The sequence below is a fragment of the Luteibacter sp. HAY1-4A genome (assembly GCF_056755355.1).
The window spans coordinates 35167-61471 of the sequence record NZ_JBNDHZ010000028.1 but is presented as its reverse complement, the minus strand read 5'-3'; the positions used below and the strand labels follow the sequence as shown (position 1 = coordinate 61471).

The 26305-nt window shown below is 66.2% G+C and carries 17 protein-coding genes and 1 pseudogene; 11 read left to right on the top strand and 7 right to left on the bottom strand.

What is annotated here, in order from left to right; all coding sequences use genetic code 11:
* A pseudogene (locus ACPYOD_RS11295) lies at positions 1–1530 on the bottom strand (hypothetical protein); the annotation flags it as partial.
* A gap of 144 nt (positions 1531–1674) precedes the next feature.
* Positions 1675–2487, bottom strand: coding sequence for a restriction endonuclease (locus tag ACPYOD_RS11290; protein WP_481301835.1), 813 nt, complete (start codon positions 2485–2487; stop codon positions 1675–1677).
* Positions 2488–2688: 201 nt separating this feature from the next.
* Between ACPYOD_RS11290 and ACPYOD_RS11285 the strand changes: the two genes are divergently transcribed.
* Positions 2689–4026: a lysozyme inhibitor LprI family protein gene (locus ACPYOD_RS11285; RefSeq protein ID WP_481301834.1), complete on the top strand. Its 1338-nt coding sequence runs from the start codon at positions 2689–2691 to the stop codon at positions 4024–4026.
* A 327-nt stretch (positions 4027–4353) separates the two neighbouring features.
* Positions 4354–10719: an autotransporter-associated beta strand repeat-containing protein gene (locus tag ACPYOD_RS11280; RefSeq protein ID WP_481301833.1), complete on the top strand. Its 6366-nt coding sequence runs from the start codon at positions 4354–4356 to the stop codon at positions 10717–10719.
* A gap of 206 nt (positions 10720–10925) precedes the next feature.
* Here ACPYOD_RS11280 and cycA read toward each other — a convergent pair whose 3' ends face one another.
* From cycA to ACPYOD_RS11265, 3 genes are all read right to left on the bottom strand, one after another.
* Positions 10926–12299, bottom strand: a complete 1374-nt coding sequence (gene cycA, locus ACPYOD_RS11275) for a D-serine/D-alanine/glycine transporter (protein WP_481301832.1) — start codon at positions 12297–12299, stop codon at positions 10926–10928.
* Between the two features lie 93 nt (positions 12300–12392).
* The gene (locus ACPYOD_RS11270) at positions 12393–13766 is read right to left on the bottom strand and encodes a hypothetical protein (protein ID WP_481301831.1); all 1374 of its coding nucleotides are present in this window, start codon (positions 13764–13766) and stop codon (positions 12393–12395) included.
* Between the two features lie 162 nt (positions 13767–13928).
* On the bottom strand, positions 13929–14282 hold the full coding sequence (locus ACPYOD_RS11265; RefSeq protein WP_481301830.1) for a response regulator: 354 nt from the start codon (positions 14280–14282) through the stop codon (positions 13929–13931).
* A 138-nt stretch (positions 14283–14420) separates the two neighbouring features.
* Here ACPYOD_RS11265 and ACPYOD_RS11260 point away from each other — a divergent pair, with 138 nt between their 5' ends.
* The 6 genes from ACPYOD_RS11260 to ACPYOD_RS11235 are packed head-to-tail and all read left to right on the top strand — an operon-like array spanning position 14421 to position 19816.
* Positions 14421–15272, top strand: a complete 852-nt coding sequence (locus tag ACPYOD_RS11260; RefSeq protein WP_481301829.1) for an STAS domain-containing protein — start codon at positions 14421–14423, stop codon at positions 15270–15272.
* A 7-nt stretch (positions 15273–15279) separates the two neighbouring features.
* Positions 15280–15642 (top strand): STAS domain-containing protein, encoded by a 363-nt coding sequence (locus ACPYOD_RS11255; protein ID WP_481301828.1) that lies wholly within the window; start codon positions 15280–15282, stop codon positions 15640–15642.
* An 8-nt stretch (positions 15643–15650) separates the two neighbouring features.
* Positions 15651–16043 carry an anti-sigma regulatory factor gene (locus ACPYOD_RS11250; RefSeq protein ID WP_481301827.1) on the top strand — a complete coding sequence of 131 codons (393 nt, stop codon included), beginning with the start codon at positions 15651–15653 and terminating at the stop codon, positions 16041–16043.
* Positions 16034–17047: an ATP-binding protein gene (locus ACPYOD_RS11245; RefSeq protein ID WP_481301826.1), complete on the top strand. Its 1014-nt coding sequence runs from the start codon at positions 16034–16036 to the stop codon at positions 17045–17047. Before ACPYOD_RS11250 ends, ACPYOD_RS11245 begins: the two co-directional genes overlap by 10 nt.
* Positions 17044–17895 (top strand): sensor histidine kinase, encoded by an 852-nt coding sequence (locus ACPYOD_RS11240; protein WP_481301825.1) that lies wholly within the window; start codon positions 17044–17046, stop codon positions 17893–17895. Before ACPYOD_RS11245 ends, ACPYOD_RS11240 begins: the two co-directional genes overlap by 4 nt.
* Positions 17882–19816 (top strand): response regulator, encoded by a 1935-nt coding sequence (locus ACPYOD_RS11235; protein WP_481301824.1) that lies wholly within the window; start codon positions 17882–17884, stop codon positions 19814–19816. Before ACPYOD_RS11240 ends, ACPYOD_RS11235 begins: the two co-directional genes overlap by 14 nt.
* A 9-nt stretch (positions 19817–19825) precedes the next feature.
* Here ACPYOD_RS11235 and ACPYOD_RS11230 read toward each other — a convergent pair whose 3' ends face one another.
* The gene (locus ACPYOD_RS11230; protein ID WP_481301823.1) at positions 19826–20833 is read right to left on the bottom strand and encodes a zinc-binding alcohol dehydrogenase family protein; all 1008 of its coding nucleotides are present in this window, start codon (positions 20831–20833) and stop codon (positions 19826–19828) included.
* Between the two features lie 226 nt (positions 20834–21059).
* Here ACPYOD_RS11230 and ACPYOD_RS11225 point away from each other — a divergent pair, with 226 nt between their 5' ends.
* The 3 genes from ACPYOD_RS11225 to ACPYOD_RS11215 all read left to right on the top strand — a co-directional run bounded on the left by ACPYOD_RS11225 (position 21060) and on the right by ACPYOD_RS11215 (position 25908).
* Positions 21060–22298, top strand: coding sequence for a tetratricopeptide repeat protein (locus ACPYOD_RS11225; RefSeq protein WP_481301822.1), 1239 nt, complete (start codon positions 21060–21062; stop codon positions 22296–22298).
* A 257-nt stretch (positions 22299–22555) separates the two neighbouring features.
* Positions 22556–25186: a M1 family metallopeptidase gene (locus ACPYOD_RS11220; protein WP_481301821.1), complete on the top strand. Its 2631-nt coding sequence runs from the start codon at positions 22556–22558 to the stop codon at positions 25184–25186.
* The gene (locus ACPYOD_RS11215; protein WP_481301820.1) at positions 25183–25908 is read left to right on the top strand and encodes a glutaminyl-peptide cyclotransferase; all 726 of its coding nucleotides are present in this window, start codon (positions 25183–25185) and stop codon (positions 25906–25908) included. Before ACPYOD_RS11220 ends, ACPYOD_RS11215 begins: the two co-directional genes overlap by 4 nt.
* Positions 25909–26019: 111 nt before the next feature.
* Here ACPYOD_RS11215 and ACPYOD_RS11210 read toward each other — a convergent pair whose 3' ends face one another.
* On the bottom strand, positions 26020–26244 hold the full coding sequence (locus ACPYOD_RS11210) for a hypothetical protein (RefSeq protein WP_481301819.1): 225 nt from the start codon (positions 26242–26244) through the stop codon (positions 26020–26022).
* Between the last annotated feature and the right edge of the window lie 61 nt (positions 26245–26305).

Below are 26305 nucleotides of genomic sequence, written 5' to 3'. Positions count from 1 at the left end.
GGTCCAGACGGTGGAGGCGCACGTGTTGTTGCAGTTTTTCGACCAGCTCTCGTTGGCCGGAGAGTAGGTGTAAGACCATGTCTGTGTGGCGACGGTGCTGCCCACGCCAAGCCCGGTTCCCGACAGCTGCCGCTGGATGATCGACAGGCCGTAATAGGCATTGGGAATGTTGGCCCAGGTCCCTGGATTGGTGGGAGCGGTCGACTGATTTACACCGGCGCTGCAATCCTGCGGTACGTTGGAGCGGCCATGCCGCACAGGCATGACGGTGAAGCTTCCCGTCAGCCCCGACGGATGGGTCATGCGGCCGGTAAAGACACTGGACGAACCGAAGTTCAGGGTCGGTAGCGCTTCGCATGATCCCACGTTCCCCGTCATGTCGACCCACGCATTATTGAGGCCGGTCATGTCGAACGACCACGTGGAGCCATCGGGTTGGCGGATGGACGTGAGCTGCCAGAGCAGGCCCACCTTCGTATATGCATAGGTCCAGGTGCGCGACCCGGAGGCATTCCCTTGTACGGTGATAGTGGAAATGCGGGGCGTGCCAGCCTCATAAGCCAGGCTGACGTGACGCCCATCGCTTGCGGTGATGTCCGTCACCAGATCGCCGCTATACGCGTACGAGACCCAGTTGCCGAATCGGTCTTGCACGCGTGTAACGAGCATGCGTCCTTCGCGGCGTACGAGGGTGTCGGATGTGGAGGCGAGCGGCGACAGAGCCACATTCGTCCGAGCGGCACTGAACGACGAAAGCAACGGGCGCGTCAGGGTCGGCATGTAGCGATAGGAAAGATGATCGAGCGTATAGCGAGTGCCGTCTGGAGCGACCGCGAGGAAAGCCTGCGTGGTCGGGTCGGTACTGGCTTGCTGCAAGCAACCGATCGACCAGTCGTTGGCAGTGACGATCGGCACTGTGGGGGAACTGAATGGAATGAAATCCCAGGTTGGCGTGGCGGTGTTTTGCGGGGAGCGATGGAGCAGCTCCTGGCTGCCTTGCCCAGGAACATGGAGCTGGTAGCCACGCCACCAGTCGTCCGGAGACCAGGGTGGGCGGTCCAGGCCACTTTGCGCTACCGTCGGCGGCGCGTTGAACGAGGTACAGATGGCCTTTGGGCTCGCTCCGCTGACGACCCATCCCGTCACGTCCCGCTGGTTGGCGGTGATAGTGGTTATCTGCGGTAGCGCCAGTTCCCAATCCCCGAAGGGCAGGTTCTGCAGGTCCAGGCTGTCGCGGGTGTTGTGAAGGTAGAACTCGCGCCCGATGGTGATCGTCGGGCCGGTACCCGGCACAGTCACGTCTACCTGGTAGAACCCCAACGTGCCATCGTACAGGTTGACCTGTTCACCGAACGGGGTGTCGCCGAGCGGTTGAATGTCGTCGCTGATCTTGACGAGTTTCTTGTATTCCTCTTCCGGCGTGACCGTTGTCTGCGCCGCCGCGATTGTCGGTAGCAGCAAGCCTGCTGCAATGAGTAAGCGATATCTCCAGGCGCGCACCTTCGCGGCCTTTCCAGAACCGTACGTCATTTTTCACACTCCCCTGTGCACGACATGGTGCGCAACGTGAGTGCTCGTGGCGACGACAATGGTTTAATGCGTCATGAAGTCGCAAGTTCTTGACGCTTGCGCAAGAACATGCGGCTCGGGCGCTTTAGCCTTTCGGGTGGAGCGTCAAGGCAGCGGCGGCGTCGTCTTCTCGAGGATGCGCATCGACTCGGCGTTCTTCTTTTCCCAGGCCGCGATGTCAGCCTTGTTCATGGGCGCGTCGTGCACGATGGCAGGGCGCCCGTTGAACGTACTCATCGGCTTGTTGGACGTCAGCGTCGGCAGCACGGCTGGTGACCGCATGGGTTGCGTCACCTGCACGGCGCGGGAGACGGCTGCCTGAAGCGTGTTGACCCTGGCGCGGTGGATTTCGCCGATGTAGTAGCTGTAAAGCATGGCCAGCATGACGGTCATCGCGATGACGGCGCCGGCTGCCGCAACGAGCGGGCCATGCTTCCTGGCTCGTGCCGGCTTCCGCACGGCCGGTACCCATGACGGCATACCATCGATGCTTGCATGTGGCATGGCAGGCTCCGCTACGGGCCCCAGCATCGCGCGCACCGTCTTCCCGTCGATCAGCCGTATGTGCCGGAACTTCGCCGCGGCTTCGATCGCCGCCCGGGTGAATTCGCCCGAGGTGATCACGATGGCGCCGGTGGCACCGGCCGTATGCATCACGCCGATGAGCTGGTGCACGTCGTTGTGCGGCACCTTCCAGCAGTTCCAATGCTTGCACTGCACCACCACTATTTCCTGGTCGCGCAGCAGCTTCAGGTCGATACCGCCGTCGGTGCGGTTCGCGCCACCGCCCGTGCCCACGTGCACCACCTCGTAGCCGAGGCCGCGGTAGTGATCTGCCACGAGATGTTCGAACGTGTCCCACGACACGCGGCTGAGCGCGTCGTCGTGCCGATGGTCCACTGGCTTGAACCCGCTCATCGTGCCGGCTCCGCCGAGTACGTCTGCTTGCGCCGCTGGTCGGCGCCCTTGAGCACTTCCATGGTTTCTCCCCTTTCCGTGCGCGGACGAGCCCCCCAGCTCGCCGCCCGGAATGGCCGAATATAGCTCAGCAGGCGCCCTTCAGCATCGACCCCTAGAATGTCCTCCGATCGCCGGAGGGCCGGCTTAGGAGGAATGCTCGTGAGGAAGACGATTCAAGGACTGCTGGGGATCCCTTTGCTGCTGACCGCGGGTATGTGTTCCGCCGCCGGCTTCGATTGCGGCAAGGCCGCCACTCCTGCCGAAAAGGCGATATGCGCGTCGCCGAAGGTCTCCGCACTCGACGGGACGCTGAGCGACGCCTTCCGCGCAGCGCTGAAGAATCACCCCGACAAGGCCGACGCGCTCAGGCTCGACCAGCTGCATTGGCTGGCCGACCGCGACGCCGCCATCGCCGACTTCCTGCGCGACACTCCTGGAAAGCCGCTGCCGGCCACGGTCGGGCAATACCAGGAGCGCATCGACGTCCTGCGGGGGCTCGACGCGAAGGCGCCGAAGCCCCTCGACATCGTGCAAAGCGCGCTGCCGCGACTTCCCGCAGGCTCGTACGACGTGCTTGCCGACCTCGCCAAGACGGGTGTGCCGATCACCCTTGCCACCGACGTTCCTCTCGAGGACGCCAAGGCCTTCCCTTATGAACCTGACGCCCGGATGGGCAAGGCATTGGACGAACTGGATGCCTCGTCGGGTTATCGCAAGCTCCCTGGGAGCCCGGTGAGTTCGTTGTACTCGGTGGGCGGCACGGCCCATTGCTGGACGGAGGAACCGTTCCGCATCGATGGCAGGAAAGCGATCGCGGTCGACGTCCCCGCTGCATGGGACGGCGACTGCATGACCCTGCACGACATGGCGAAGATCGGAGGGGACGTGGTCGCCACGGTCCTCACGAACCCGTCGGCCGACGAAATGAACCTCGAAGCCGCACCGTGGAACGGCGACCGTTTCGGCGCAGGCACCCGCCTGGTCCTGCGGTTCGACCATGCGCTGTCGCCGGTGGGCAGCGCGTGCGCGCCGAAGCAGTCGCCGTGCGACGAATTCGCCACGATGTCCATGACCTCCGTGGCCCGCTACGACCGCAACCCCGTGCCAGGCACACTCGATCGTCCGTTGAAGGGTGACGCCAAGAAGGCCTACGACGCCATGGTCGCGGCGGCCCGATCGCCAAAAGGTATCGCGCCGAAGGGCGACACCAACTCGTACCCCGACCTGCCCGTGTTCGGCGCGAACTTTGCCGATGGCGAGATGACGGGCTACGGTCCCGAGGCCAGCTTCTTTCCCATCGAGTTCCGGGGCGAAACGCTGCTTGGGTTCATCGGCCATGGGCACGTGGGCTGGCGGATCAATGGCGACTGGCTGGTGTCGGCATGGCGCCTGAAGGGTGCCGCGCTGGAACCGGTGGCGTCGGTTTACGTGCAGGTGAAGCGCGGTCCGCTGCTGCTTGCGTCGCCCGTGGCGGGCACGTCGAGTTCGTCTCGCTGATTCTTAGGTGGCGAGGCGGCCGACTGCATCGACGGCCGCCTTGGCCTCCGGAGGGGCCCGGGTGTCGCTAGCACTATCGTTGGCGAACCGTCCAGCCAAGGGACGTTTTTCGTCTTCACCTTGGTGAAATCTGTGAGGCCCGTCACAAATTGCCGCTGCGCGTCAGGCCGGTCCGCGCCGCCGGAGCGGGCCAAGTCTCTGTAATACAGGCTTCACATTAGCTGGCATGGGCCTTGCTGATGGGTCATTGCTCTCACGGCACCTGTCATCCACGGCAGGGGGTCGCAGGGGAGGGCACCGACCTCAGCGACAGGACCGACACCTCTAATGAATAGAATTTTCCGCATCGTCTGGAACCGGGCGATCAGCCAGCTCGTCGTTACGTCCGAACTCGGCCGCCGTACTTCCGGCGGATGCGTAGCGAAGCACACGCCGCGCACCACCGTCCTGTCGCTGGCGGCCCTTGCCGCGGCGCTTTCGTTTGCGACACCGGCCTTCGCCGACGCCGGATACCTCTCGATGCCTGGCGGCGCGCTGCTGGACATCAACAACGGTACCGCTCCGAACAGCGCGTCGAACGTTGCGAATCAGTTCCAGAATTACACCGTCACCTTCACGCCTACCCAAACGGGCAACAACTACATCCTGTTCGCCTTCCGCCAGGATCCGGCTTACTGGACCTTCGGAAACGTCGGCCTGTATGCGGCCGGCGACACGAACACGAACCTGTTCACGAACCCCCTCTTCACGCAGGGCGGTCAGGTTCCCGACAAGGACGTTCAGGCCCCCGCGGGCTGGGGCGTCGTGTACCAGGCCGGCACCACGCCGGAAGCCGCCGGTACCTGGAATGCGCCGGGTTCGGGTGACCAGACCACGACCAATGTGAATACCGCTACCGCGGGCTCTTGGTACGACGGCGCCGTCGGCAGCTTCGACGGCATCTACCAGGGTGTGAGCCTGGTGGCAGGCACCGTCTACACCATAAGCTTCACTGCGCTTTCGAACGACGCCGCCAATACCGCCGGTTCGGCTGACGGCGGTGTAGAGATGGGCGTCTATGCCGGCCAGTGCATCTCGCTGCTCGGCCCTGTCGCAAATTGCGTACCCGACAACCCGGATTTCATCCAGTTGGCGACGCCCGGCGACGCCGCCAACGCCGGCGGCCCGTCCGTCGTGACGATCGACCCGGCCAATCCCACGACGACCACGGGCCTCGGTACGACCGACGGCGCCTTCGACGGCGGCACGCTCACGGTCGACCAGAACAACGTCCACATGGATCAGGACCTCACGCTTTCCGGCAACGGCGGCACGATTGACCAGAACGATCGCGATTCGACGTTCACGGGCGTGATTTCCGATGCCACCCCGGGCATTCCCGGCGACCTCAATATCGTCAACAGCACGGGCGGCGGTTCCGTGACGCTGACCGGCGAGAACACCTACACCGGCGGCACCACCATCGGTAACGGTGCGACGCTCGTGCTCGCGGGGGACGGCAGCATCGCGACGTCCAGCGGCGTGACCAACAACGGCACGCTCGACATCGGCCAGGCCAACGGCAACGAGAACATTGCCTCGCTCGGCGGCAACGGCACCGTGACGCTCGGCGCGAACGACCTCACCATCACGGACGGGCACGACACCTACACCGGTACCATCGCCGGCACCGGCGGCGTGAACGTCATCGGCGGCACGCAGGGCTTCACCGGCACGAACACCTACACCGGCGGCACCACCGTCGCTGACGCCACGGTGTCGATCGACAACGGCAACGCGCTGGGCACGGGCACCGTGTCGCTCGCCAACGGCACGCTCGATACCACGGAGTCGATGGTCCTGGCGAACGCCATCGACGTGCAGGGCACCGGCACCGTCGACACCGCCACCGGCACCACGCTGACGCACACCGGCGCGGTGACCGGCGAGGGCGACTTCGTCAAGGACGGCGCCGGTACCCTCGAAGAGAACGGCAACCTCTCGCAGGACGGCGCCACCGTCGTCAACGAAGGCACGCTGGTGCTCAACGGCAACAACACCTACACCGGCGGCACGGTCGTGCACGAAGGCGGCACCGTGCAGGTGTCGAGCGACGAGAACCTCGGCGTACCGGGCGGCAACCTCACGCTCGACGGCGGTACGCTGCACAGCACGGGCGATGTGGATTCCTCGCGCAACATCCTTGTCTCCCCGAACGCAGGCTATTTCGATATCGATGCGCAGACCACGTTCGCCACCACGGGCAGCGTGTCCGGCGACGGCAGTGTCGACAAGGTGGGCCTGGGCACGCTGCGCATCGATGGCGACGCCGACCAGAACGGCGGCTTCAATGTCGGGCAAGGCACGCTCATCCTGAATGGCAACAACCATTATCTTGGCGCTACCACCGTGGCCCAGGACGCCACGCTGCAAGTGAACGGCGCGGCGGCTCTCGGCTCCGCTCTGGGAGGACCGGTCGTACTCAGCCAGGGCACGTTGGCCACCACGGGCGACGTCGACACCGCCAAGCAGATCCTGATCTTCGGTAATGGCACGCTCGACATCGGTGCCGACACGACCATGGCCACGACGGGCATGATCGCGGGCAGTGGCACGCTCGTGAAATCGGGCGACGGTACGCTGGTGCTCTCGAATGCGCAGAACCTCCTTTCGGGCGACACGCAGATCGACGAAGGCACGCTGGAAATCGCGGACGACGCGAACCTCGGTGTCGGCACCAATGTCATCTTCAACGGCGGCTCCCTGCACACCACGGGCAACGTGGATTCGTCGCGCAACCTGCTACTGAATACGCAGGGTTCGATCGACACCGATGCGGGCACCGCCATGACCACCTCCGGCACCGTTTCCGGCGCAGGCGGCCTCGTGAAGGACGGCGACGGCGTGCTGGAGATCGATGGTGTGGCCTCGCACACGGGCGGCACCACCGTGAACGGCGGCACGCTCGTTCTCAAGGGCAGCAACACCTACACCGGCGGCACCGTCGTCAACGCCGACGGCACGCTGGAAGTGTCCAACGATGCGAACCTGGGCGACGCCTCGGGCAACCTCACCCTCAATGGCGGCACGTTGCACGCCACGGGCACGGTGGTGACGGCGCGCGAGCTGAGCCTCGACGGCGGCGGCACGCTGGCCATCGACGACGGCAAAGCGGTGGTCATCGACGGCACGGTTTCCGGCAACGGTGGTCTGGCGCAGTCGGGCGGTCAGCTGGTTCTCGGCAACGCGAACACATACACGGGCGGTACCACGGTCGAAAACGGCACGCTCACGATCTACCAGGATGCCGCGCTGGGCACGGGTGACCTGTCGCTCGACCACGGCACGCTGTACGCCGCGGGCAGCATGACCTCGTCGCGCGATATCGACGTCACCGGCACGGGTACCGTGATCACCGGCGGCGGCGACGTTTATGTCCACACCGGCAAAGTCACCGGCACCGGCGACTTCGTGGCCTATGGCCATGGACGTATCGAGCAGAGCGGCAACCTGACCCAGGATGGCGCCACGATTTCCGACGGCGGCACGCTCGTGCTCTCGGGCGACAACACCTATACCGGCGGCACTTTCGTCGGCCCGAACTCGGTGGTCGCCATATCGAACGACGGCAACCTCGGCGACGCGAGCGGCGGCGTGTTCCTCGACGGCGGCGAACTGCTGACCACAGGTAACGTGAATTCGGCGCGCGACATCGTCACCTCCGCCTACGGCGGCATGGTGGCCACCGGTGCCAATACCACCTTCGCCACCAGCGGCGACGTGTCGGGCAACGGCACGTTCTACACCGCCGGACAGGGCACCGTTCGCATCGACGGCACCGTGAACCAGGCCGGCGGCGTCCATGTCATGGGCGGCACGCTGGTGCTGAATGGCAACAATGGCTACGTGGGCCCGACGACCATCGACCTGGGTTCGACGTTGCAGGTGTCCAGCGACGACAACCTCGGTGCCGGCGGCGACGTCGTGTTCCAGGGCGGCACGCTGCATACCACCGACACGATCAACTCCGACCGCAACGTGATCCTGGACGGCGACGCGCACTTCGACGTCGACGCTGGCACGACCATGGCGACGGGCGGCACGGCCTCGGGTACGGGCGCGCTGGTGAAGAACGGTGACGGTCGCCTGGTGATTGGCGGCGTGGCTTCCCACACCGGCGGCACCGTGGTGAACGACGGCATCCTGGTCCTCACGGCCCACAACACGTATACCGGCGGCAACACGATCAGCGGCGGTACGCTGCAGGTGCAGACGGATGCCAACCTCGGTGATGCATCGAACGGCATCGACTTCGAGGGCGGTTCGCTGCATACCACCGGCAGCTTCACCACGGCGCGCAACCTGTCGCTCGACGGCAGCGGCACGATCGACACCAACGTCGGCACCACGCTCACCGCCACGGGTAACGTGTCGGGCGCGGCCGGACTCGTGAAGAACGGCAAGGGCACGCTCGACCTTTCGGGCGCCGTCTCGCACACGGGTGGCACCACCGTGAACGCCGGCACGCTGATCCTTGGTGGCAACAACACCTATAAGGGCGGCACCACGATCAACGGCGGCACGCTGCAGGTGTCTTCCGACGCCAACCTCGGTGACGCGTCCGGCAACATCGCCATCAACGGCGGCAACCTCACCGTCACCCAGACGATGAGCACCGATCGCGACATCCTGATCGGCAGCCATGGCGCGCAGATCACCACGTTGGACGGCGTTGTCCTGAACCAGCATGGCGACATCGGCGGCAACGGCGGGCTGGTGAAGCTCGGCGGCGGCACCCTGGTGGTGTACGGCAACAACACCTTCGCCGGCGGCACCCTGATCCAGGGCGGCGTCATCCGCATCAACTCCGGTTCCTCGCTGGGCACGGGCCAGATCCTTCTCCAGGGCGGCACGCTGCAGTCCGACACCACGCTCGGTACCGGCCAGGAAGTGATCATCAGCGGCGACTCCGGCGTGAACGTCGCGGCCGGTACCACCACCGTGCTTTCGGGCAACCTGATGGCGGGCGAGGGCAACGGTTGCTTCGTGAAGTCGGGCAAGGGCTACCTCAGCCTCACAGGCCAATCCAGCCTTGCGAGCGGTACCTGCGTGGAAGATGGCGTGCTTAGCGCGAACGGCGTTCTCGCCAGCAGCTTCGTGCAGGTGGACCAGGGCGCCATGCTGCGCGGTACCGGCGTCATCAGCGGTCCGGTCAATGTCGACGGCCGCCTGGCCGCCGGCAACTCGCCCGGCACGCTCACCGTGGCCGGCACGGTCACGATGCAGGCCGGCAGCTCGCTGCAGGTCGACATCGACGGCCTCGGCACGGGTAACGGCGCGGGCAACTACTCGCGCGTGCTGGTAGTGGGCGAAGGCAACCGCTTCATTGCCGACGGCACGCTGGTGCCGACGCTGCGCGGCATCACCGGCAACGCATCCAACACGTACACCCCGGCGCTGGGCAGCACGTATCGCATCGTGACGGCGGACGGTGGCGTGGAAGGCCGTTTCGCCTCGATCGAGCAGCCGACGGATGGCTTGCCTGCGAACGCGCGCTTCCTCGCGTTCTACGGCGCGAACGACGGTCACAGCATCGACCTGCGCGTAGCTCCCGTGTCGTATGCGGCGCTGCTTGGCTCCAGTGCGAAGCGCAATGGCCTCGCGGCCGCCGGCGCGCTCGACGGCGCGGTGCAGGCGATGGATGCCGACGCCGCCACGGCGACGCAGAACGACCTGCTGTATGCGGTGTCGTCGCTCGGTGCCGATCGCGTGGCATCGATGGTGGGCAACCTGTCCGGTGAAGTGCACGCCGACCAGGCGGCTGCCGCGCGCAATGCGGGCCTCGGCATGCAGCGCGACGTGAGCGACCATCTCGCCACCGACCGTTCGGCCGACATGGCGCACAACGTCTGGGCCAATGTCACCCGCGACGGCAACCGTTCCGTCGCCGACGGGCAGGGCAGCGGATTCGAGACCGGTACCGACCGCACCACGGGCGGCATCGACCTCTACGCCGAAGGCGGCACGGTGCTCGGCGTGGCGGCAACGCACCACGACACCAACGTAATCTCGCATGGCGGCTCGGGTTCCATCCGCGGCACGTCGGGCATGGTCTATGCGCAGCAGGCGCTCGGCAGCTTCGTGCTGGATGGTGTGGCGGCTTACGGCAATACCGACTGGACGACGCGTCGTCCGGACCCGATGGGCGGTTCGCAGCTGGAAACCCGCACCTCGGGCAAGGACAGCATGGCCAGCGCCACTTTGCGCATGCCGATGCAGACGGCCGGCGGTTCGCGTATCGAACCGTATGCCAGCGTCGTGTGGCAGAAGGTGGAACGTGACGCGGTGAACGAGCGCGCCTCCGTCGCCGCCCTCTCGGTGGACAAACTGTCGGAGAACGGCACCCGCGTGCTCGCCGGCGTGACCATGGGTTCGAAGGCGGCCGATCCGCTGGCGTCCACGCTCACCTGGCACGCGGGTATCGCGGTGGGTGCCGATACCGGCGACCTGCTCGATCCGACCGTGCACGACACGCTGGCGGGCCAGCGCTTCGACACCGCCGCTCCGGGCGTCGGCCGTGGCTTCGTCCAGGTGAACGCGAACGGCACGATGCGCCTCGGCAAGAGCACCTACCTCTACGGTGGCCTCACCGCCGAGGAAGGCAAGCGCCGCTCGGCGTACGGCGTCACCGCCGGTGTGCGCGTGGCCTTCTAAGGCCGCTCGCTTTTGCGAAAGCGAAGGGCCCGCTCGAAAGAGCGGGCCCTTCTTTTTGAAGGCTACTTGTAGGAACCGCCACGGCAGCCATGCGAGCTTTGTGTGGGAGCCGCTTCAGCGGCGATGGGTGCTCGCGACAAGATTGCCCGCTGCCGCGGGATCGCCGGCACAGCCGGCTCCCACAAGAATCGCAAGCGGTTCGCGGTTCAGGCCTTCTTGCGACGCAGTGCGTAGCCGATGCCGAGTATCGCGAACCACACCGGGCTGGCGATCAAGGCCTGGCGCGTATCGCTTTCCAACGCCAGAAGCACCAGCACGAACGCGAAGAACACGAGGCACGCCCAGCACATCGCCACGCCGCCGGGCATCTTGTAACCCGATACCGCGTGCAACTCGGGGCGCTTCTTCCGGTAGGCCATGTACGCCACCAGGATCAGCGACCACACGAACATGAAGAGGATGGCGGCCAGCGTCGTCACCAGCGTGAAGGCGGTGACGAGGTTGGGAATGACGTAGACGAGCATCGCGCCGCCGAGCAGGCACAGGCACGAGAAGAAGAGGCCACGCGAGGGCACCGCGGCCTTGGAGAGCTGGTGGAACGCCTTCGGCGCGTGGTCTTCCTCGGCCAGGCCGAACAGCATGCGGCTGGTGGAGAAGATGCCGCTGTTGGCCGACGAGGTGGCCGACGTGAGCACCACGAAGTTGATCAGGCTGGCGGCGGCCGGGATGCCTGCGAGCACGAACAGTTCCACGAAGGGGCTCTTGCCCGGCATCACCTGGCGCCATGGCGTCACCGACATGATCACCACGAGCGACAGCACGTAGAACAGGATGATGCGCACGGGGATCGAATTGATCGCCTTGGGCAGGTTGCGCTCCGGGTCGGCGGTTTCGGCGGCCGTGGTGCCCACCAGCTCGATGCCCACGAAGGCGAACACGGCGATCTGGAAGCCGGCGAAGAAGCCACCGATGCCCATGGGGAACATGCCGCCGTCGTTCCAGAGGTTCGACAGCGACGCTACGTGCCCGTCCGGCGAATGGAACGCCCAGGCCACCATGCCGAAGCCGGTGACGATGAGGGCGCAGATGGCCACGATCTTGATGAGGGCGAACCAGAATTCCATCTCGCCGAAGAGGCGCACCGTGGTGAGGTTCAGCGCCAGCAGCAGGAGTACGCACAGCAGCGCCGGTATCCATGGGGCGAGCCCGGGAAACCAGAACTGAGCATAGGAGGCGATGGCGATCACGTCGGCGATCGCCGTGATGATCCAGCAGAACCAGTATGTCCAGCCGCAGAAGAAACCGGCCCACGGACCCAGCAGGTCGGTGGAGAAATCGATGAACGACTTGTAGTTGAGGTTGGAGAGCAGCAGCTCGCCCATGGCCCGCATCACGAAGAACAGCATCACGCCGATGATGAGGTACACCAGCAGGATGGACGGCCCGGCGAGGCTGATGGTCTTGCCCGAACCCATGAAGAGGCCGGTTCCGATGGCGCCGCCGATGGCGATCAGTTGCAGGTGGCGGTTCGACAGGCTGCGCCTGAGGTGCTCGGGGGACTGCTCCTGCGGATGCGACATCGGAGTACTCGGTTCGGGACGGAAGCCGGAACCATACGGGGCGCGCGGGGTGGCGGCAAGGCACAAAAACACCGAATAGCTGGTATTCGGCCCCTAGGGACGAGCGGCGCTTCCCGGCTGGCACGACGGTTTCGCGAACACATGCTGTACCTGCCAGCCGGACCAGTCGGCGACCGTGCCGATGGTAAAGCAGGGGCCAAGTGCGTCGGGGGGAAGTTGCAGCAGGTCGCCGTCGACGATGTAGCGGTGATAGGGCGGGCCGATGTCGCCCGCGTCGATGCCTGCCACCGCATCGACCAGTGCGGGTCCGGGATCGCCGGTCGTGTTCATGTGCGCCAGGGCATCTGCCAGGGTTTTCGTGCCCCCTGTGGCGGCACGGATGCGCGCATCGAGGAACACGGCGAACAGCAAACCGCGGTTGGCGGGCAGTTCGCGCATGTCGCGCGAACTCGCGAAGGCCTCTTCGACCTGGGCTTGCGGCGCGCGGCGGAAAGGAGAGTTGCCGTAGCTCGTCGTCGCCTGGTCGACGATGCGGGCGAATGCGGCGGGCGGCAGGTAACCCTTCGAAAAAAGGTCGCTCACGATCCGGTAGTTGGCAAAACCCTCGTCGTACCAAGCCGTGGCGGGCTCGCCCTCCGTGGGCTCGGGCGACGCGGCCGCCACGACGACCCAGGGCAGCCATTCATCGTCCGGGACATGGCCCGTGAGGTAAGCCGTGCCGCCGGAGGGAGCGGTGGTCACCGCTCTTCCCGGTGAGGTGTCGTCGAAGTCGACGATGTTGAACGTGTAGTCGTGGCGGGTGTGGGGAGGCGTGGCTTCGGTAACGGCACGGGCCACCACATCCGCGATGCGCTCCACGTCGCGTGCGCCGGCGAGCGCGGCGATCGCGATGGTGGCAGCGCCCGCGCGGCGTTTCGCGGTTCGTGCACTGCGCGCAGCGAGGAACGTCCCGCCCCGGAGCCGCGCGACGGTTTGCGTCCCCTGGGCAAGCGAGGTCGAGACCACCCATCCGGGAGGAGCCGACCAGCGCACCTCGACGGCCCGACTATCCGGCCCCTCGGGAATGGCGAAGAGTACGCCGGTCGAAGCCACGACGGCATCGGGCCGCACGAGCACCGATTGCCATGTGTCCCATCCGAAGTTCCGTGACGGCGACGCCGGCTGGGTTTGCCACGAAAGCACGACTTCGCTTCCCGGCTGTCCGGACAGTCTCCAGCGCCCCGGTGTCGATGTGTCGAGCGATCCTTCCTCGGCGTGCACGCCGGTCGCTTCCCATGTCGGCACGGCGAACTCGATCGCACCGTCCCTGCCGACATGGGCCGTCGCCCGGACTTCGACGGTATCGAGCGCCGCGCCTTGCATGTGGAAAGCGAGGTCGTAGCGAACGGGCTCCGCGTCGCCGGCTCTTGCGAGGGTAGTGAAGAGCATCGCCGCCAGCGCCGCGAAGCGAATCGAAGTGTCTGCCATGGCCATTCCCTGTGGATGGCCGTGGGTAGCAATTCGCGGGCCATCCGGTTCGCCCGCGCCATACCGCGCACTGACGTGCTGCGGCGACCGTCCACGGACAGGGGGGCGGACACAGCGGACACTCGCGTGCCTATGTTCTGTTTGACAGGGGCTGAGGCGGCCTCAGGCTGCCGCGCGTTCCAGGGCGGCCAGCAACGTCCTGCGGTCGTATGGCTTGGGCAGGTAATCCATGTCTTTCGGCAGCCAGTGGTGCTGTTCGCGGGCTTCGCCGGAGGTCACCAGCACGCGCATGTCCTTATGTCGCAGGGCCAGTACGTCGCCCGTTACCTTGCCCGGCATGCGCACGTCGGTGAAGAGCACATCGGCTTTTCCGGTTTCCAGCCACTTCTCGGCCGCGTCGCCGTTGGGCATGGCATGAACTTCATGGCCTGCGCCTTCGAGGATCATGGAGGTGATCTCGCGAATGGCATCATCATCCTCGACGAGGAGTACGACGAGGGGACGTTCGGTGGCCATGGAATCCGCTCTGGGAGGGTTGATGGGCGACGCAGATACAGCGTATTGCGTGAAGGGATCGTCAACATCGACAGGTACCGCGGCACTATTCCATTGTGCCGACGGCCCCCTCATCATAACGATTTTCCGGGGATGCCCATGACTGCACTGACTCAGCGAACTATCGAAGTGATTCGCAAGAACGAGGCCAGCCTGCTCGCCAGTTGGACGGCCAGCCTCGACGCGTCCGGCGTGTCGCGCGATTCCCGCGTTTCCGCGGGCGAAATCGAAACGCAGACCCGTGAGTTCATCCGCCTGCTGGCGAACAACGCGCGCGCCGGCGATGCGTCCATCACCGGGAACGACTGGAGCGAAACACGCACGTTCCTCGAACGCCTGTCGCGCGGCCGCGCCCTCCAGGGCCTGGATTCGCAGAGCACCGCCAGCTTCATCTTTTCGCTCAAGCGTCCGCTGTTCGACCTGCTCCAGGCGGAATACGCCAGCGAGCCGGGGGAACTCGCGGCGCAGGTGTGGTCGGTGTCGGAACTGCTCGACGCGCTGGGCATGCACACCATCCGCACGTTCCAGAAATCGCGCGAGGAAGTCATCGCGCGCCAGCAGGAAGAACTGCTGGAACTGTCCACACCCGTGGTGAAGCTGTGGGACGGAGTGCTGGCGCTCCCGATGATCGGTACCCTCGATTCGCAGCGCACCCAGGTAGTCATGGAATCGCTGCTGCAGCGTATCGTCGACACGGGCGCCGAGATCGCCATCATCGACATCACCGGTGTGCCCACCGTGGACACCCTGGTGGCACAGCATCTGCTGAAGACAGTGACGGCCATCCGCCTCATGGGCGCGGACGCCATCATCAGCGGCGTGCGCCCGCAGATCGCCCAAACCATTGTCCACCTGGGCCTCGACCTGCAGGGCATCGTCACGAAGGCCAACCTCGCCGACGCGCTGGCGCTGGCGCTCAAACGCACCGGCTTCACGGTCAGTAAGGTCTGATGGCGCCATGGACCGCATCCCTATCCTGCGCATGGGCGAGTTCCTGCTCGTCACCATCCAGGTCGACATGCACGATCAGCTTGCGCTGACCCTGCAGGACGATCTCTCCGAACGCATCAGTCAGCACGGGTCCAAGGGCGTCCTCATCGACATCTCGGCGCTCGATATCGTCGATTCCTTCATCGGCCGCATGATCGGCACCATCTCCGGGCTGTCCAAGATCATGGACGCCGAGACCGTGCTGGTGGGCATGCAGCCGGCCGTGGCCATCACCCTGGTGGAACTCGGCCTGACCCTCCCCGGAGTGAGCACCGCGTTGAACGTCGAACGCGGCATGCGCCTGTTGCGCGAACGCGTGCACGCGCAATGAGCGCGGTCATGGACGGCACGCAAGCCATACGCATCGAACAGGACGTGGTGTTCGCCCGCCAGACGGCGCGCCGTCTGGCCATCGAATGCGGCCTGCGTCTGGTCGACCAGACCAAGTTGATCACGGCCGCGAGCGAGCTTGCCCGCAACGCCGTGATCTACGGTGGCGGCGGTCACATGGACTGGGAGATCGTGGAGGACGGTTTCCGCCGCGGGCTGCGCCTCGTCTTCCGCGACGAAGGCCCCGGCATCCCGGACGTGAAGCTGGCCATGACCGACGGTTGGACCTCGGGCAACGGCCTGGGCCTCGGTCTTACCGGTGCCAAGCGACTGGTGGACGAATTCTCGCTCGAGAGCGTCCCCGGTGCGGGTACCCGCGTCACCATCTGCAAATGGACCTGAGCTTCATCGGGTCCCCCAGCCGAATCGTCGCCGTCGAGGAGCCCACGCAGGTCGGGCAGGCGCGCCGGGTGGCACAGCACGCTGCCGCCGACGCGGGCTTCGACGACACCGACAGTGGCCGCGTCGCGCTGGTCGCCACCGAACTCGCCACGAACGTGCTGAAACACGCGACGTCGGGTGCGGTGCACGTGGCGTTGGTGCCGGGCATCGGAACGACGGGTGTCGAAGTGGTGGCCGTCGATCGCGGTCCCGGCTTCAACCTGGCCGAATGCCTCGCGGACGGCTTCTCCACGGGTGGCACGCGGGGCGAGGGCCTCGGTGCGGTGTCGCGCCAGGCGGATGTGATGGACATGTATGCCGATGCCCGCGGATCGGTTGTCATGGCACGCATCTACCCCAAGGGTTTCAGCCGGGCGGACCTTCGTTTCGGGGCCACGCAGCAGAGGATGGAGGGCGAGCCGGTCTCTGGCGACGCGTGGGCGATGGCGTTGCGCGACGGGCAACGCGCCTTCCTGGTCGTCGATGGCCTGGGTCACGGCCTGCCCGCGCATGAAGCGGCGCAGGCGGGCGCGACGGCGTTCGTCCAGCAGCCCTTCGACGAGCCGATCGGCCTCATGAACTCACTGCATGCGGCGATGACCGGCACGCGTGGCGGCGCGGTTGCCATCGCCCGGTATGACACGGCGGCGGGAAGCCTGCGCTACGCGGGCATCGGTAATATCTCGGGAAGCCTGGTCACGTTGGAGGACTCGCGCGGCCTCGCATCCCATCCCGGTATCGTGGGCGTGCAGGCGCGTCGCGCGCAGCCTTTCGATTTCCCAGGTGTACAGGGCAAACTGATGGTGATGTACAGCGACGGCCTGATCTCGCGGTGGAACTTGCGGAACTATCCCGGCCTGGCATCGCGTCACCCAGCGGTGGTCACGGCCTTGCTGCACCGCGACTTCAACCGGGGCCGCGACGACGTCACTATCCTGGCCGCGCATCTTGGAGCGGATCCATGAGCGAAAACAACGAATTGGAACGGTTGCAGGCGGAGAACGCCGGACTCCGGGCGGAACTGGAGGAAACCAACCAGGGCGTGCTCGCGCTTTACGCGGAACTCGACAAGCAGGCCGAACAGCTTCGCCAGGCCTCGGAGCTGAAGAGCCGGTTCCTTTCCTACATGAGCCATGAGTTCCGCACGCCGCTGGGCTCGATCCTCAGCATCGCCCGCCTGCTCACCGACGAGATGGACGGCACGCTCGGCGCGGAACAGCACAAGCAGGTCGCCTTCGTCGCAAGCGCCGCCCGCGAGCTCAGCGACATGGTGGACGACCTGCTGGACCTGGCGAAGGTCGAGGCGGGCCGCATCACCATCTCGCCCGCATGGTTCGAGTTGATGGACCTGTTCGCGGCATTGCGCGGCATGTTCCGCCCGATCATGGACGCGACCGAGGCCGACCTGATCTTCGAAGAGCCGGAGAACATGCCCCGGCTGTACACCGACGACAAGAAGCTTGCCCAGATACTGCGCAACTTCATTTCCAACGCGCTCAAGTTCACGCCGCGGGGCGAGATTCGCGTGTCCGCGCACCTGGAGGAGGGTGAGCGTGTCCGCTTCGCCGTGAGCGATACGGGCATCGGCATCCCGCTCGAGTTGCAGGATTCACTGTTCGAGGACTTCACCCAGGTCGATTCGCCGCTGCAGAAACGCCTGCGCGGCACCGGCCTTGGCTTGTCGTTGTGCCGCCAGTTCGCCCATTTGCTTGGGGGCGAGGTGGGCGTCACCAGCACGCCGGGCACGGGATCCGTCTTCCACGTGGTGTTGCCCCTGGAGCTGCCGATGGAGGCGAGCGATGCCACGGAATAGCCGTCTCCTGATCGTCGACGACAACGCCGCCACGCGCTATGCCATGCGGCGCACGGTGGAACGCCACGGATACGAAGCGGTGGAAGCGGGCACGGGAACCGACGGCCTTGTCGAACTCGCCCAGAAGGAATTCGCGGCGCTCATCCTCGACGTGAACCTGCCCGACATGAGCGGCTTCGACGTCGTGCGGCGCCTGCGCGAATCGCCGGAGACCATGCTGCTGCCGGTGGTGCATGTGTCCGCGGCGTCCATCGACACGGGCGACCTGATCACCGGCCTGGAGAACGGTGCCGACGCGTACCTGATCCATCCCGTGGATCCGGACGTGCTGCTCGCGACACTGCGCACGCTTATTCGCGTGCGCAATACGGAAGACGCACTGCGCGCGGCGGAAGCCCGTTTCCGCGAGATATTCACGAACATCGCGGCGCCCATCGCGGTGGTCGACGGTGAGCTGCGGATACTGGACAGCAACCAGGCGTTCGACCGCCTGCTGGAAGATGCAGGCTGCGAGGGCGCGCTCGTGCAATGTTTCGAGCCGGGTCAGGAGGGGGAACTCGAGCAGATGCGTTGCAACCTCGCCACGAAGCAGCGGTGGCGTGGCGTCCTGTGCATGCGCGCCCGCGCAGGCACGCGGGAAACGGAATGGCGCGTCACGCCGTACCGCGACGAAGCGGGCCTCGTCTTCGTGGAAGACGTCACCGAACAACGGCGGCGCGAGCGCGACCAGCTGCAGAAGATCGACAGCGCGCACAGCCAGCTGGCCATCGAGATCGCGGAGCGCGAACGCACCGAATCGCAACTGCTCCAGGCCCAGAAGATGGACGCCCTGGGCAAGCTCACCGGCGGCATCGCGCACGACTTCAACAACCTGCTCACCAGCATCATCACCGGCATCGACCTCATCAATCGCCAGCTCGAGACCGGGCATACGGCCAAGCTGCAGCGCTTCGCAGATGCCGCTCTCGGTTCCGCCCGCCGCGCCGCGTCGCTGACCCATCGCCTGCTCGCCTTCGCGCGCCAGCAGCCCCTTGATGCGAAGGCCACGGACGTGAACCAGAGTGTGCGTTCCCTCGACGACATGCTGCGCCGCACGCTCGGCGAGCGCATCGTGCTGGAACTCGACCTGGCAGAGACGCCGGTCGTGGCGGACGTCGATGCGAACCAACTGGAAAACGCGGTGATCAACCTCGTGATCAACGCGCGCGATGCCATGCCGGACGGCGGCATCATCCGCTTGAGGACGCGGCGGCTGCACGTCGAACGCGACCCGGCCCTGGCCGACGGCGATTACGTGAAGCTGACCGTGTCCGATAACGGCTCGGGCATCGACGGGCCGCTCCTCGAGAAAGTATTCGAGCCGTTCTTCACCACGAAACCGCTGGGGCAGGGGACCGGGCTGGGGCTTTCCATGATCTACGGCTTTGCCAAGCAGTCGGGCGGCGAAGCGCGCATTCGCAGTACGGTGGGGCGGGGCACCGATGTGTCCATCCTGCTGCCGGCCAGCGAACGCGAGGTCGAGACCGGCCTGCTGTCGCAAGGTCCGATAGCCGGCGGCCAGGGGGAACGTATCCTGCTGGTGGAGGACACCGACGCCTTGCGCCAACTGGCCGCCGAGGTGCTTACCGAGGCCGGGTACGTCTGCATAGCCACCGGCGACACGCAACAGGCGCTGCGCATCCTGCGTGGCGACGAGTCGGTGGACCTCCTGCTGACCGACATCGGCATGCCCGGCATGGATGGCCGCGAACTGGCCGACGCCGCGCGCGCATGGCGCCCCACGCTCCCCATACTCTTCATGACCGGCTATGCGGAGAACGCGATGGAACGGTCGCGTTTCCTCAGCCGGGGCACGGACATGATCGCCAAGCCGTTCGAGATCGACGTGCTGCTGGGGCGGGTGCGGGCCATGTTGGACTGAGGGCCGCCCTCAGAACCCTTCGAGCACGATCTTACCCTTCGCCTTGTGGCTCTCGACGAGTTGGTGCGCGCGGCGCAGGTTCGTGGCCGTGATGGCACCGAAATGCTCGCCCAGCGTCGTGCGGATCGTGCCCTCGTCGACGAGGCTGGCCACGCGGTCGAGGATCTCGTGCTGCCTGATCATGTCCGGCGTCTGGTAGGTAGAGCGCGTGAACATCGACTCCCAGTGCAGGGAGATCGACTTGCGCTTCAGCTTCGTCACATCGAGCGACTTCGGGTCGTCGATGAGGCCGAACTGCCCCTGCGGCTTCACGATCTCCACGATCTGGTCGAAGTAATCGTCGCTATGCGTGAGCCCGATGGCGTGGTCGACCTGCCCGATGCCGAGTGCTTCGAGTTGCGGGCCCAGCGGCTTGCCGTGGTCGATGACGTGGTGCGCACCCAGTTCGCCGATCCACTCGGCCGTTTCCTTGCGCGAGGCCGTACCCACGACGACCAGCTTCGTCAGCTTGCGGGCCAGCTGCACCAGGATGGAACCCACGCCACCGCCGGCACCGATCACGAGCAGCGTCTCGCCCTCGTTGCCGCCCTCGGCGATCTTCAGGCGGTCGAACAGCATCTCCCACGCCGTCAGCGTCGTGAGTGGGAGCGCAGCGGCGTGGGCATCGTCGAGCGTGCGCGGCTTGTGGCCCACGATGCGCTCGTCCACCAGCTGGAACTGCGCGTTGCTGCCCGCGCGGGTCAGGGAGCCGGCGTAGTACACCTCGTCGCCCTCCTTGAAGAGCGTGACCTCGCGGCCGACCGCCGCGACCGTGCCGACGGCGTCGAAGCCGAGCACGCGAGGCTCGGTGGTGGGCATGCCGTTCCGCACCTTGGTGTCCACGGGATTGACCGACACCGCCTTCACGGCGACGAGCAGGTCGCGGCCGCCCGGTTCCGGCTTGGGCAGGTCCATGTCGACGAGCGACTCGGGGCTGTCGATGGGCAGGCCGTTCTGGGTGTAGACGATGGCTTTCATTGGATGGGTCTCCGATGGCAATGCAGGCATCGTCCTCCGTTCGTCCGGGGCGCGAAACCGCCCGCCGGCGGGATCAGTTTCCGTGTTTCGTTGAAGATCGCACGACGTTGGGGCTTCGGGGACCGCCGCCGCGGCGGGGGTACCTGTCCAAAAAGCCGATATCTTCCGCGCCCGCTTACCCCTATGATCCGGCCCCACGAACGGCAGGCCTTCGCAGGGGAATGGGATGTCGCAGGTGAGATCGGGCGCGCTCGGCGATCATCGTTTCGTCGCCGAGATGGACGCCTTGCAGAAATTCGGCCGCCTGGAGAAGGCGGCCCAGCTAGGGGACGTGCGCGCACAGTTCCAGGTAGCGCACATGTACGCCGAGGGAGAGCATGTGGCGCAGGATCGTGTGCGCGCCGCGCAGTGGTTCCGTCGTGCGGCGGAGCAGGGCCACCTCGAGAGCCAGTGCCGCCTCGCCGCGCACCACGCGGAAGGGTTGGGCGTACCACGCGACCCGTTCGAAGCCGCCGGATGGTATCGCCGTGCCGCCGAGGCGGGGTCGGCCGAGGCGCAGTGCGCGCTGGGCACCCTGCACGCACGAGGCCAGGGCATGGCCGCGGACAGGAAGGAAGCCCTGCGCTGGTGGACGTTGGCCGCCGACCAGGGGCATGTGCAGGCCTGCGTGAACCTTGGCGTGTCGCATTACTTCGGACGCGGCGTGCCGCGCGATGCGGAACTCGCCTTTACCTACTACAGCCGCGCCGTCGAACGTGGGCAACCCGACGCGCCCGGTTACGCCGATGCGCTGTGCAGCCTTGCCCACATGTATTGCGACGGCATCGGTGTGCCGCGCGACACCGTGGCGGGAGAGCACCATTACCGCCGCGCGGCGGAACTCGGCAATGGCACGGCGCAGTTCGCCTTGGGCAAGCTGCACCTCGAAGCCAGCGCGCTGCCGGAAGACCGGGAGCAGGCTCGGTACTGGTTCGGCCTGGCGGCCGAGCAAGGGGACAGCGAGGCGCGCCGGCACCTGGCCGAGCTTTCCGCGCCGGCCGATGGCAGCGACACCCCACAGGACAAGCCGAGCCGTCTTGGGCCGCAGGACGCAGCCGGGCAGTTCCTCCTGGGCCAGCGCCTCGCCTCCGGCGATGGCCTGGCCCGCAACGACCGCGAGGCCGTGCGCTGGCTGGCGCTGGCTGCGGAGCGCGCCCACCCGTCGGCCCAGTACGCCCTGGCCCGGATGCTGGACGAGGGCCGCGGCCAGCCGCGCAACGTGTCCGAGGTAGTGCGCCTCCTGCGGCATGCGGCGAGCGCCGGCCATGCCGATGCGCAGTTCGAGCTGGGCCTGTTCCACGAGCGCGGCGAGGGCGTGCCGCGCAATGCCTCCATCGCCCGCGCATGGTTCCGCAAGGCGTCGGCACGCGGTCACCTGAAGGCACTGCGCAAGCTGGAGAAGCGCCGCTGGTGGCGAGTCTGGTAGAACGACTTTGTGGGAGCCGCTTCAGCGGCGATGGGTGCTCGCGGCACGCTTGCCCGCTGCCGCGGGATCGCCGGCAAAGCCGGCTCCCACAGAGATGCAAAGCCGGCCCCACAGAGATGCAAAGCCGGCCCCACAGTGATGCCGCGAATTCTTGCGGGCGTGACTTCCGGCGCTTCCGTTGCGCGGCGGCGACCGCGACCATCGGCGGATCGACCGCCGCCGGATGTCCGGCGGGGTGCGAACCCAAGGGTCTTCCAATGCGTACACCTCTCGTCAGTGCGATCGCCTTCGCGCTAGCCGGCCTCTCCGCAGTCACCGTCGCCGCACCTGCCGCCGACACCAGCCAGCTCGCCACCACCCAGTTGCCGCGCACTGTGCGTCCGACGCACTACGACGTGTCCGTGGTGCCCCACGCTGACAAGCTCGCCTTCGACGGCAAGGTGTCGATCGCCGTGGACGTGCTCGAACCTACCGCGTCCATCACCCTCAATGCCATCGACATGACCTTCGCCGATGTGTCCCTCGCTCCGGCGAAGGGCAAGGCGAAGTTCGCGGCACCGAAGGTCGACGTCGACGCGAAGGCGCAGACCACCACCTTCACGTTCGACCACGCGATTCCCGCGGGCTCGTACACGCTGTCGATGAAGTACACCGGCAAGATCGGCACGCAGGCGAACGGCCTCTTCGCCATCGACTACGACACGAAGGCCGACGGCAAGAAGCGCGCCCTGTACACGCAGTTCGAGAACTCCGACGCCCGCCGCTTCATTCCTTCCTGGGACGAGCCGGCCTACAAGGCCACGTTCACCCTGAAGGCCACGGTGCCCAGCAACGAGATGGCCGTGAGCAACATGCCGGCCGCCTCGAAGAAGGACCTCGGCAACGGTCTCACCGAGGTGACCTTCCAGCCTTCGCCGAAGATGTCCACCTACCTCCTGTTCTTCGGCCTGGGCGAGTTCGACCGCGCCACGACGAAGAGCGACGGCGTGGAAATCGGCGTGATCACGCAGAAGGGCCTCACCTCGCAGGCGCAGTTCACCCTCGACTCCGGCAAGGCCGTGCTGCAGGAGTACAACGCGTACTTCGGCGTGCCGTATCCGCTGCCGAAGCTCGACAACATCGCGTCCCCGGGCCAGAGCCAGTTCTTCTCCGCCATGGAGAACTGGGGCGCGATCTACACCTTCGAATACGCCCTGCTGCTCGATCCGTCGATCTCCACGCAGTCCGACAAGCAGGAAGTCTTCAACACCGCCGCGCACGAAATGGCGCACCAGTGGTTCGGCGACCTGGTGACCATGCGCTGGTGGGACGATCTGTGGCTCAACGAGGGCTTCGCTTCCTGGCTTGCCTCGCGTACCACCGAGCGCCTGCATCCGGAATGGCATACCAACCTGGAAGCCGTGCTGATCCGCGAAAGCGCGATGTCGCGCGACGCCGTCGCCACCACGCATCCGGTGGTGCAGCATGTGGAAACGGTGGAGCAGGCCAGCCAGGCTTTCGACTCGATCACGTACTCCAAGGGTGAGTCGGTGATCCGCATGCTCGAGGCCTACGTCGGTGCCGACACCTGGCAGAAGGGCGTGCAGGCGTACATCAAGGCGCACAAATACTCGAACACGGTGTCCGACGATCTGTGGAAGGAGATCGACGCGGCCGCCGGCAAGCCGGTGAGCACGGTTGCCCACGACTTCACGCTGCAGCCGGGCATTCCGCTCGTGCGCGTGGAATCGGTGTCGTGCGCCAACGGTTCGACCACACTGAAGCTCTCGCAGGGCGAGTTCACCCGCGACCGTCCGGACAAGAAGGCACTGGCTTGGCACGTGCCGGTGCTTGCGAAGACCCTGGGCGGCAAGCCGTCGTCCACGCTGCTCGACGGCTCGGGCACGCTCACCGTCGACGGCTGCGCGCCGGTGCTGGTGAACGCGGGCCAGACCGGTTACTACCGCACGCTCTACGCCCCGGCCCAGGTCAAGGCGCTGCAGGGTGCGTTCGCGAAGCTCGATCCGATCGACCAGCTCGGTCTCACCGCCGACGTGTGGGCGCTCGGCATGGCAGGCCTGCAGCCATCGTCGGATGTGCTCGACCTGATCAAGGTCGTGCCGCTGGATGCCTCGCCGCTGCTGTGGGAAGACGTGGCCGGCGACATGTCCGCGCTGGACGACTATTACCGGGGCGACGCGAAGCGCCAGGCAGCGCTGCGCAAGTACGCCATCTCCCGCCTCGAACCGAAGTTCGCCCAGGTGGGCTGGGAAGCGAAGCCGGGCGAGGAAGCGCCGGTGGCCATCCTGCGCGCGCACCTGATCGGCACGCTGGCGCACCTGGACGACGCGAAAGTCATCGCCGAGGCCCGCCACCGCTACGAGACGAACACGATGCCGCCGGAGCTGCGCAAGTCCATCCTTGCCGTGGTGGCGGCGCACGCGGATGCCGCGACCTGGGACAAGCTGCACGCGGAAGCCAAGGCGGAGAAGACCCCGCTGGTGAAGGACCGCCTGTATGCCCTGCTGGCCACGCCGGAAGACGAAGCCCTCGCCAAGCGTGCGCTCGAACTCGCCCTCACCGACGAGCCGGGCGCGACGAACAGCGCGGCGATGATCTCCGCCGCATCGCGCGCGCATCCGGAGCTGGCTTTCGACTTCGCCGTGGCGAACAAGGACAAGGTCGACCGTTTCGTCGATTCGACCTCCACCTCGCGTTACTACCCGAGGCTGGCAAGCGGATCGATGAACATCGCCATGATCGACAAGATCAAGGCGTTCGCCGACAAGTACATCGCCGCCACCTCGCGTCGCGACGCGGAAACCAGCATGGCCAACATCAAGTACCGCGTGATGGTACGCAATGAGCGTCTGCCGGCCGTGGACGCCTGGTTGAAGAAGAACGGATGATGATCGCGATGCCGGCGCCGGTGGACGTCCCCACGTCCACCGTGCGCATCGTGCACACCTATCCGCATGACCGCCGGGCCTTCACCGAAGGCCTGTACTACGAGGATGGTTATCTCTTCGAGAGTACCGGCGGTTATGTGGATGCCGGTCTGCGGAAGGTGCGCCTGGAAACGGGCGAGGTGGTGCAGCGGCGCGACGTGCCCCGCCAGGTCTTCGGCGAGGGCATCGTCGCCAGCGGATCGAAAATCCTCCAGCTTTCGTGGCGCGAGGGCGTAGGCTTCGTCTACGACCGCACGACTTTCGCGTTGCTGGGCGAGATTCATTATCCCGGCGAAGGCTGGGCGATGACGCGAAACGTCGCGCACATCTTCATGAGCGACGGCACGCCGCGCATTCGCATCCTCGATCCGCAGACCTTCGCGCAGACGGGCTCGATCGACGTGACCGTCGACGGCAAGCCGTTGGAGCAGATCAACGAACTGGAATGGGTGAAGGGCGAGATCTATGCCAACGTGTGGCAGACCTCGCGCATCGCCCGCATCGATCCGTCGAACGGCCACGTGGTCGGATGGATCGACCTGGGTAACCTGACCGCCATGCAGCACGTGGAAGACCCGGCCGACGACGTGCTCAACGGTATCGCGTACGACGCGGCGCACGACCGGCTGTTCGTGACAGGCAAGCGCTGGGATGCCGTATACCAGATCAAGCTCGAGCCCTGAGCGCCGGCATGCGAGGAATTGTGGGAGCCGCTTCAGCGGCGATCCCGCGGCAGCGGGCAAGCCTGTCGCGAGCTCCATCGCCGCTGAAGCGGCTCCCACACAAAGCGCGGGTCAGCCAGACGCCGAACAGGCGGCCAGCAACGCATCGCGGAAGCAGGCCGCATCCACCAGTCGCGCCGCGAGCGTGCCCTTGAACACGTCCCCCGCGCCACAGGTAGGCACGCGGTAGAGATCGGCCGCGTCGCCATGGCGGTCGCTGCCATGCGAGACGAGGCAGCTGCGATCGAGGGAGCCCGCCACTGTGCCGTCGTACAACCAGTCCGAACGTGCTGCCATGGTTGCAATTAGTTGAATGGCATAAGAAATGCGCGATCGTGTAAGGGAAATCCTACAGAGA

Excerpts from the sequence above, each read along its gene's own strand:
- ACPYOD_RS11290 (WP_481301835.1), bottom strand. The coding sequence starts at position 2,487 with ATGAGCGGGTTCAAGCCAGTGGACCATCGGCACGACGACGCGCTCAGC.
- ACPYOD_RS11260 (WP_481301829.1), top strand. The coding sequence starts at position 14,421 with ATGACTGCACTGACTCAGCGAACTATCGAAGTGATTCGCAAGAACGAG.
- ACPYOD_RS11235 (WP_481301824.1), top strand. The coding sequence starts at position 17,882 with ATGCCACGGAATAGCCGTCTCCTGATCGTCGACGACAACGCCGCCACG.
- ACPYOD_RS11230 (WP_481301823.1), bottom strand. The coding sequence starts at position 20,833 with ATGAAAGCCATCGTCTACACCCAGAACGGCCTGCCCATCGACAGCCCC.
- ACPYOD_RS11250 (WP_481301827.1), top strand. The coding sequence starts at position 15,651 with ATGGACGGCACGCAAGCCATACGCATCGAACAGGACGTGGTGTTCGCC.
- ACPYOD_RS11265 (WP_481301830.1), bottom strand. The coding sequence starts at position 14,282 with ATGGCCACCGAACGTCCCCTCGTCGTACTCCTCGTCGAGGATGATGAT.
- cycA (WP_481301832.1), bottom strand. The coding sequence starts at position 12,299 with ATGTCGCATCCGCAGGAGCAGTCCCCCGAGCACCTCAGGCGCAGCCTG.
- ACPYOD_RS11220 (WP_481301821.1), top strand. The coding sequence starts at position 22,556 with ATGCGTACACCTCTCGTCAGTGCGATCGCCTTCGCGCTAGCCGGCCTC.
- ACPYOD_RS11215 (WP_481301820.1), top strand. The coding sequence starts at position 25,183 with ATGATGATCGCGATGCCGGCGCCGGTGGACGTCCCCACGTCCACCGTG.
- ACPYOD_RS11270 (WP_481301831.1), bottom strand. The coding sequence starts at position 13,766 with ATGGCAGACACTTCGATTCGCTTCGCGGCGCTGGCGGCGATGCTCTTC.
- ACPYOD_RS11245 (WP_481301826.1), top strand. The coding sequence starts at position 16,034 with ATGGACCTGAGCTTCATCGGGTCCCCCAGCCGAATCGTCGCCGTCGAG.
- ACPYOD_RS11255 (WP_481301828.1), top strand. The coding sequence starts at position 15,280 with ATGGACCGCATCCCTATCCTGCGCATGGGCGAGTTCCTGCTCGTCACC.
- ACPYOD_RS11225 (WP_481301822.1), top strand. The coding sequence starts at position 21,060 with ATGTCGCAGGTGAGATCGGGCGCGCTCGGCGATCATCGTTTCGTCGCC.
- ACPYOD_RS11210 (WP_481301819.1), bottom strand. The coding sequence starts at position 26,244 with ATGGCAGCACGTTCGGACTGGTTGTACGACGGCACAGTGGCGGGCTCC.
- ACPYOD_RS11280 (WP_481301833.1), top strand. The coding sequence starts at position 4,354 with ATGAATAGAATTTTCCGCATCGTCTGGAACCGGGCGATCAGCCAGCTC.
- ACPYOD_RS11240 (WP_481301825.1), top strand. The coding sequence starts at position 17,044 with ATGAGCGAAAACAACGAATTGGAACGGTTGCAGGCGGAGAACGCCGGA.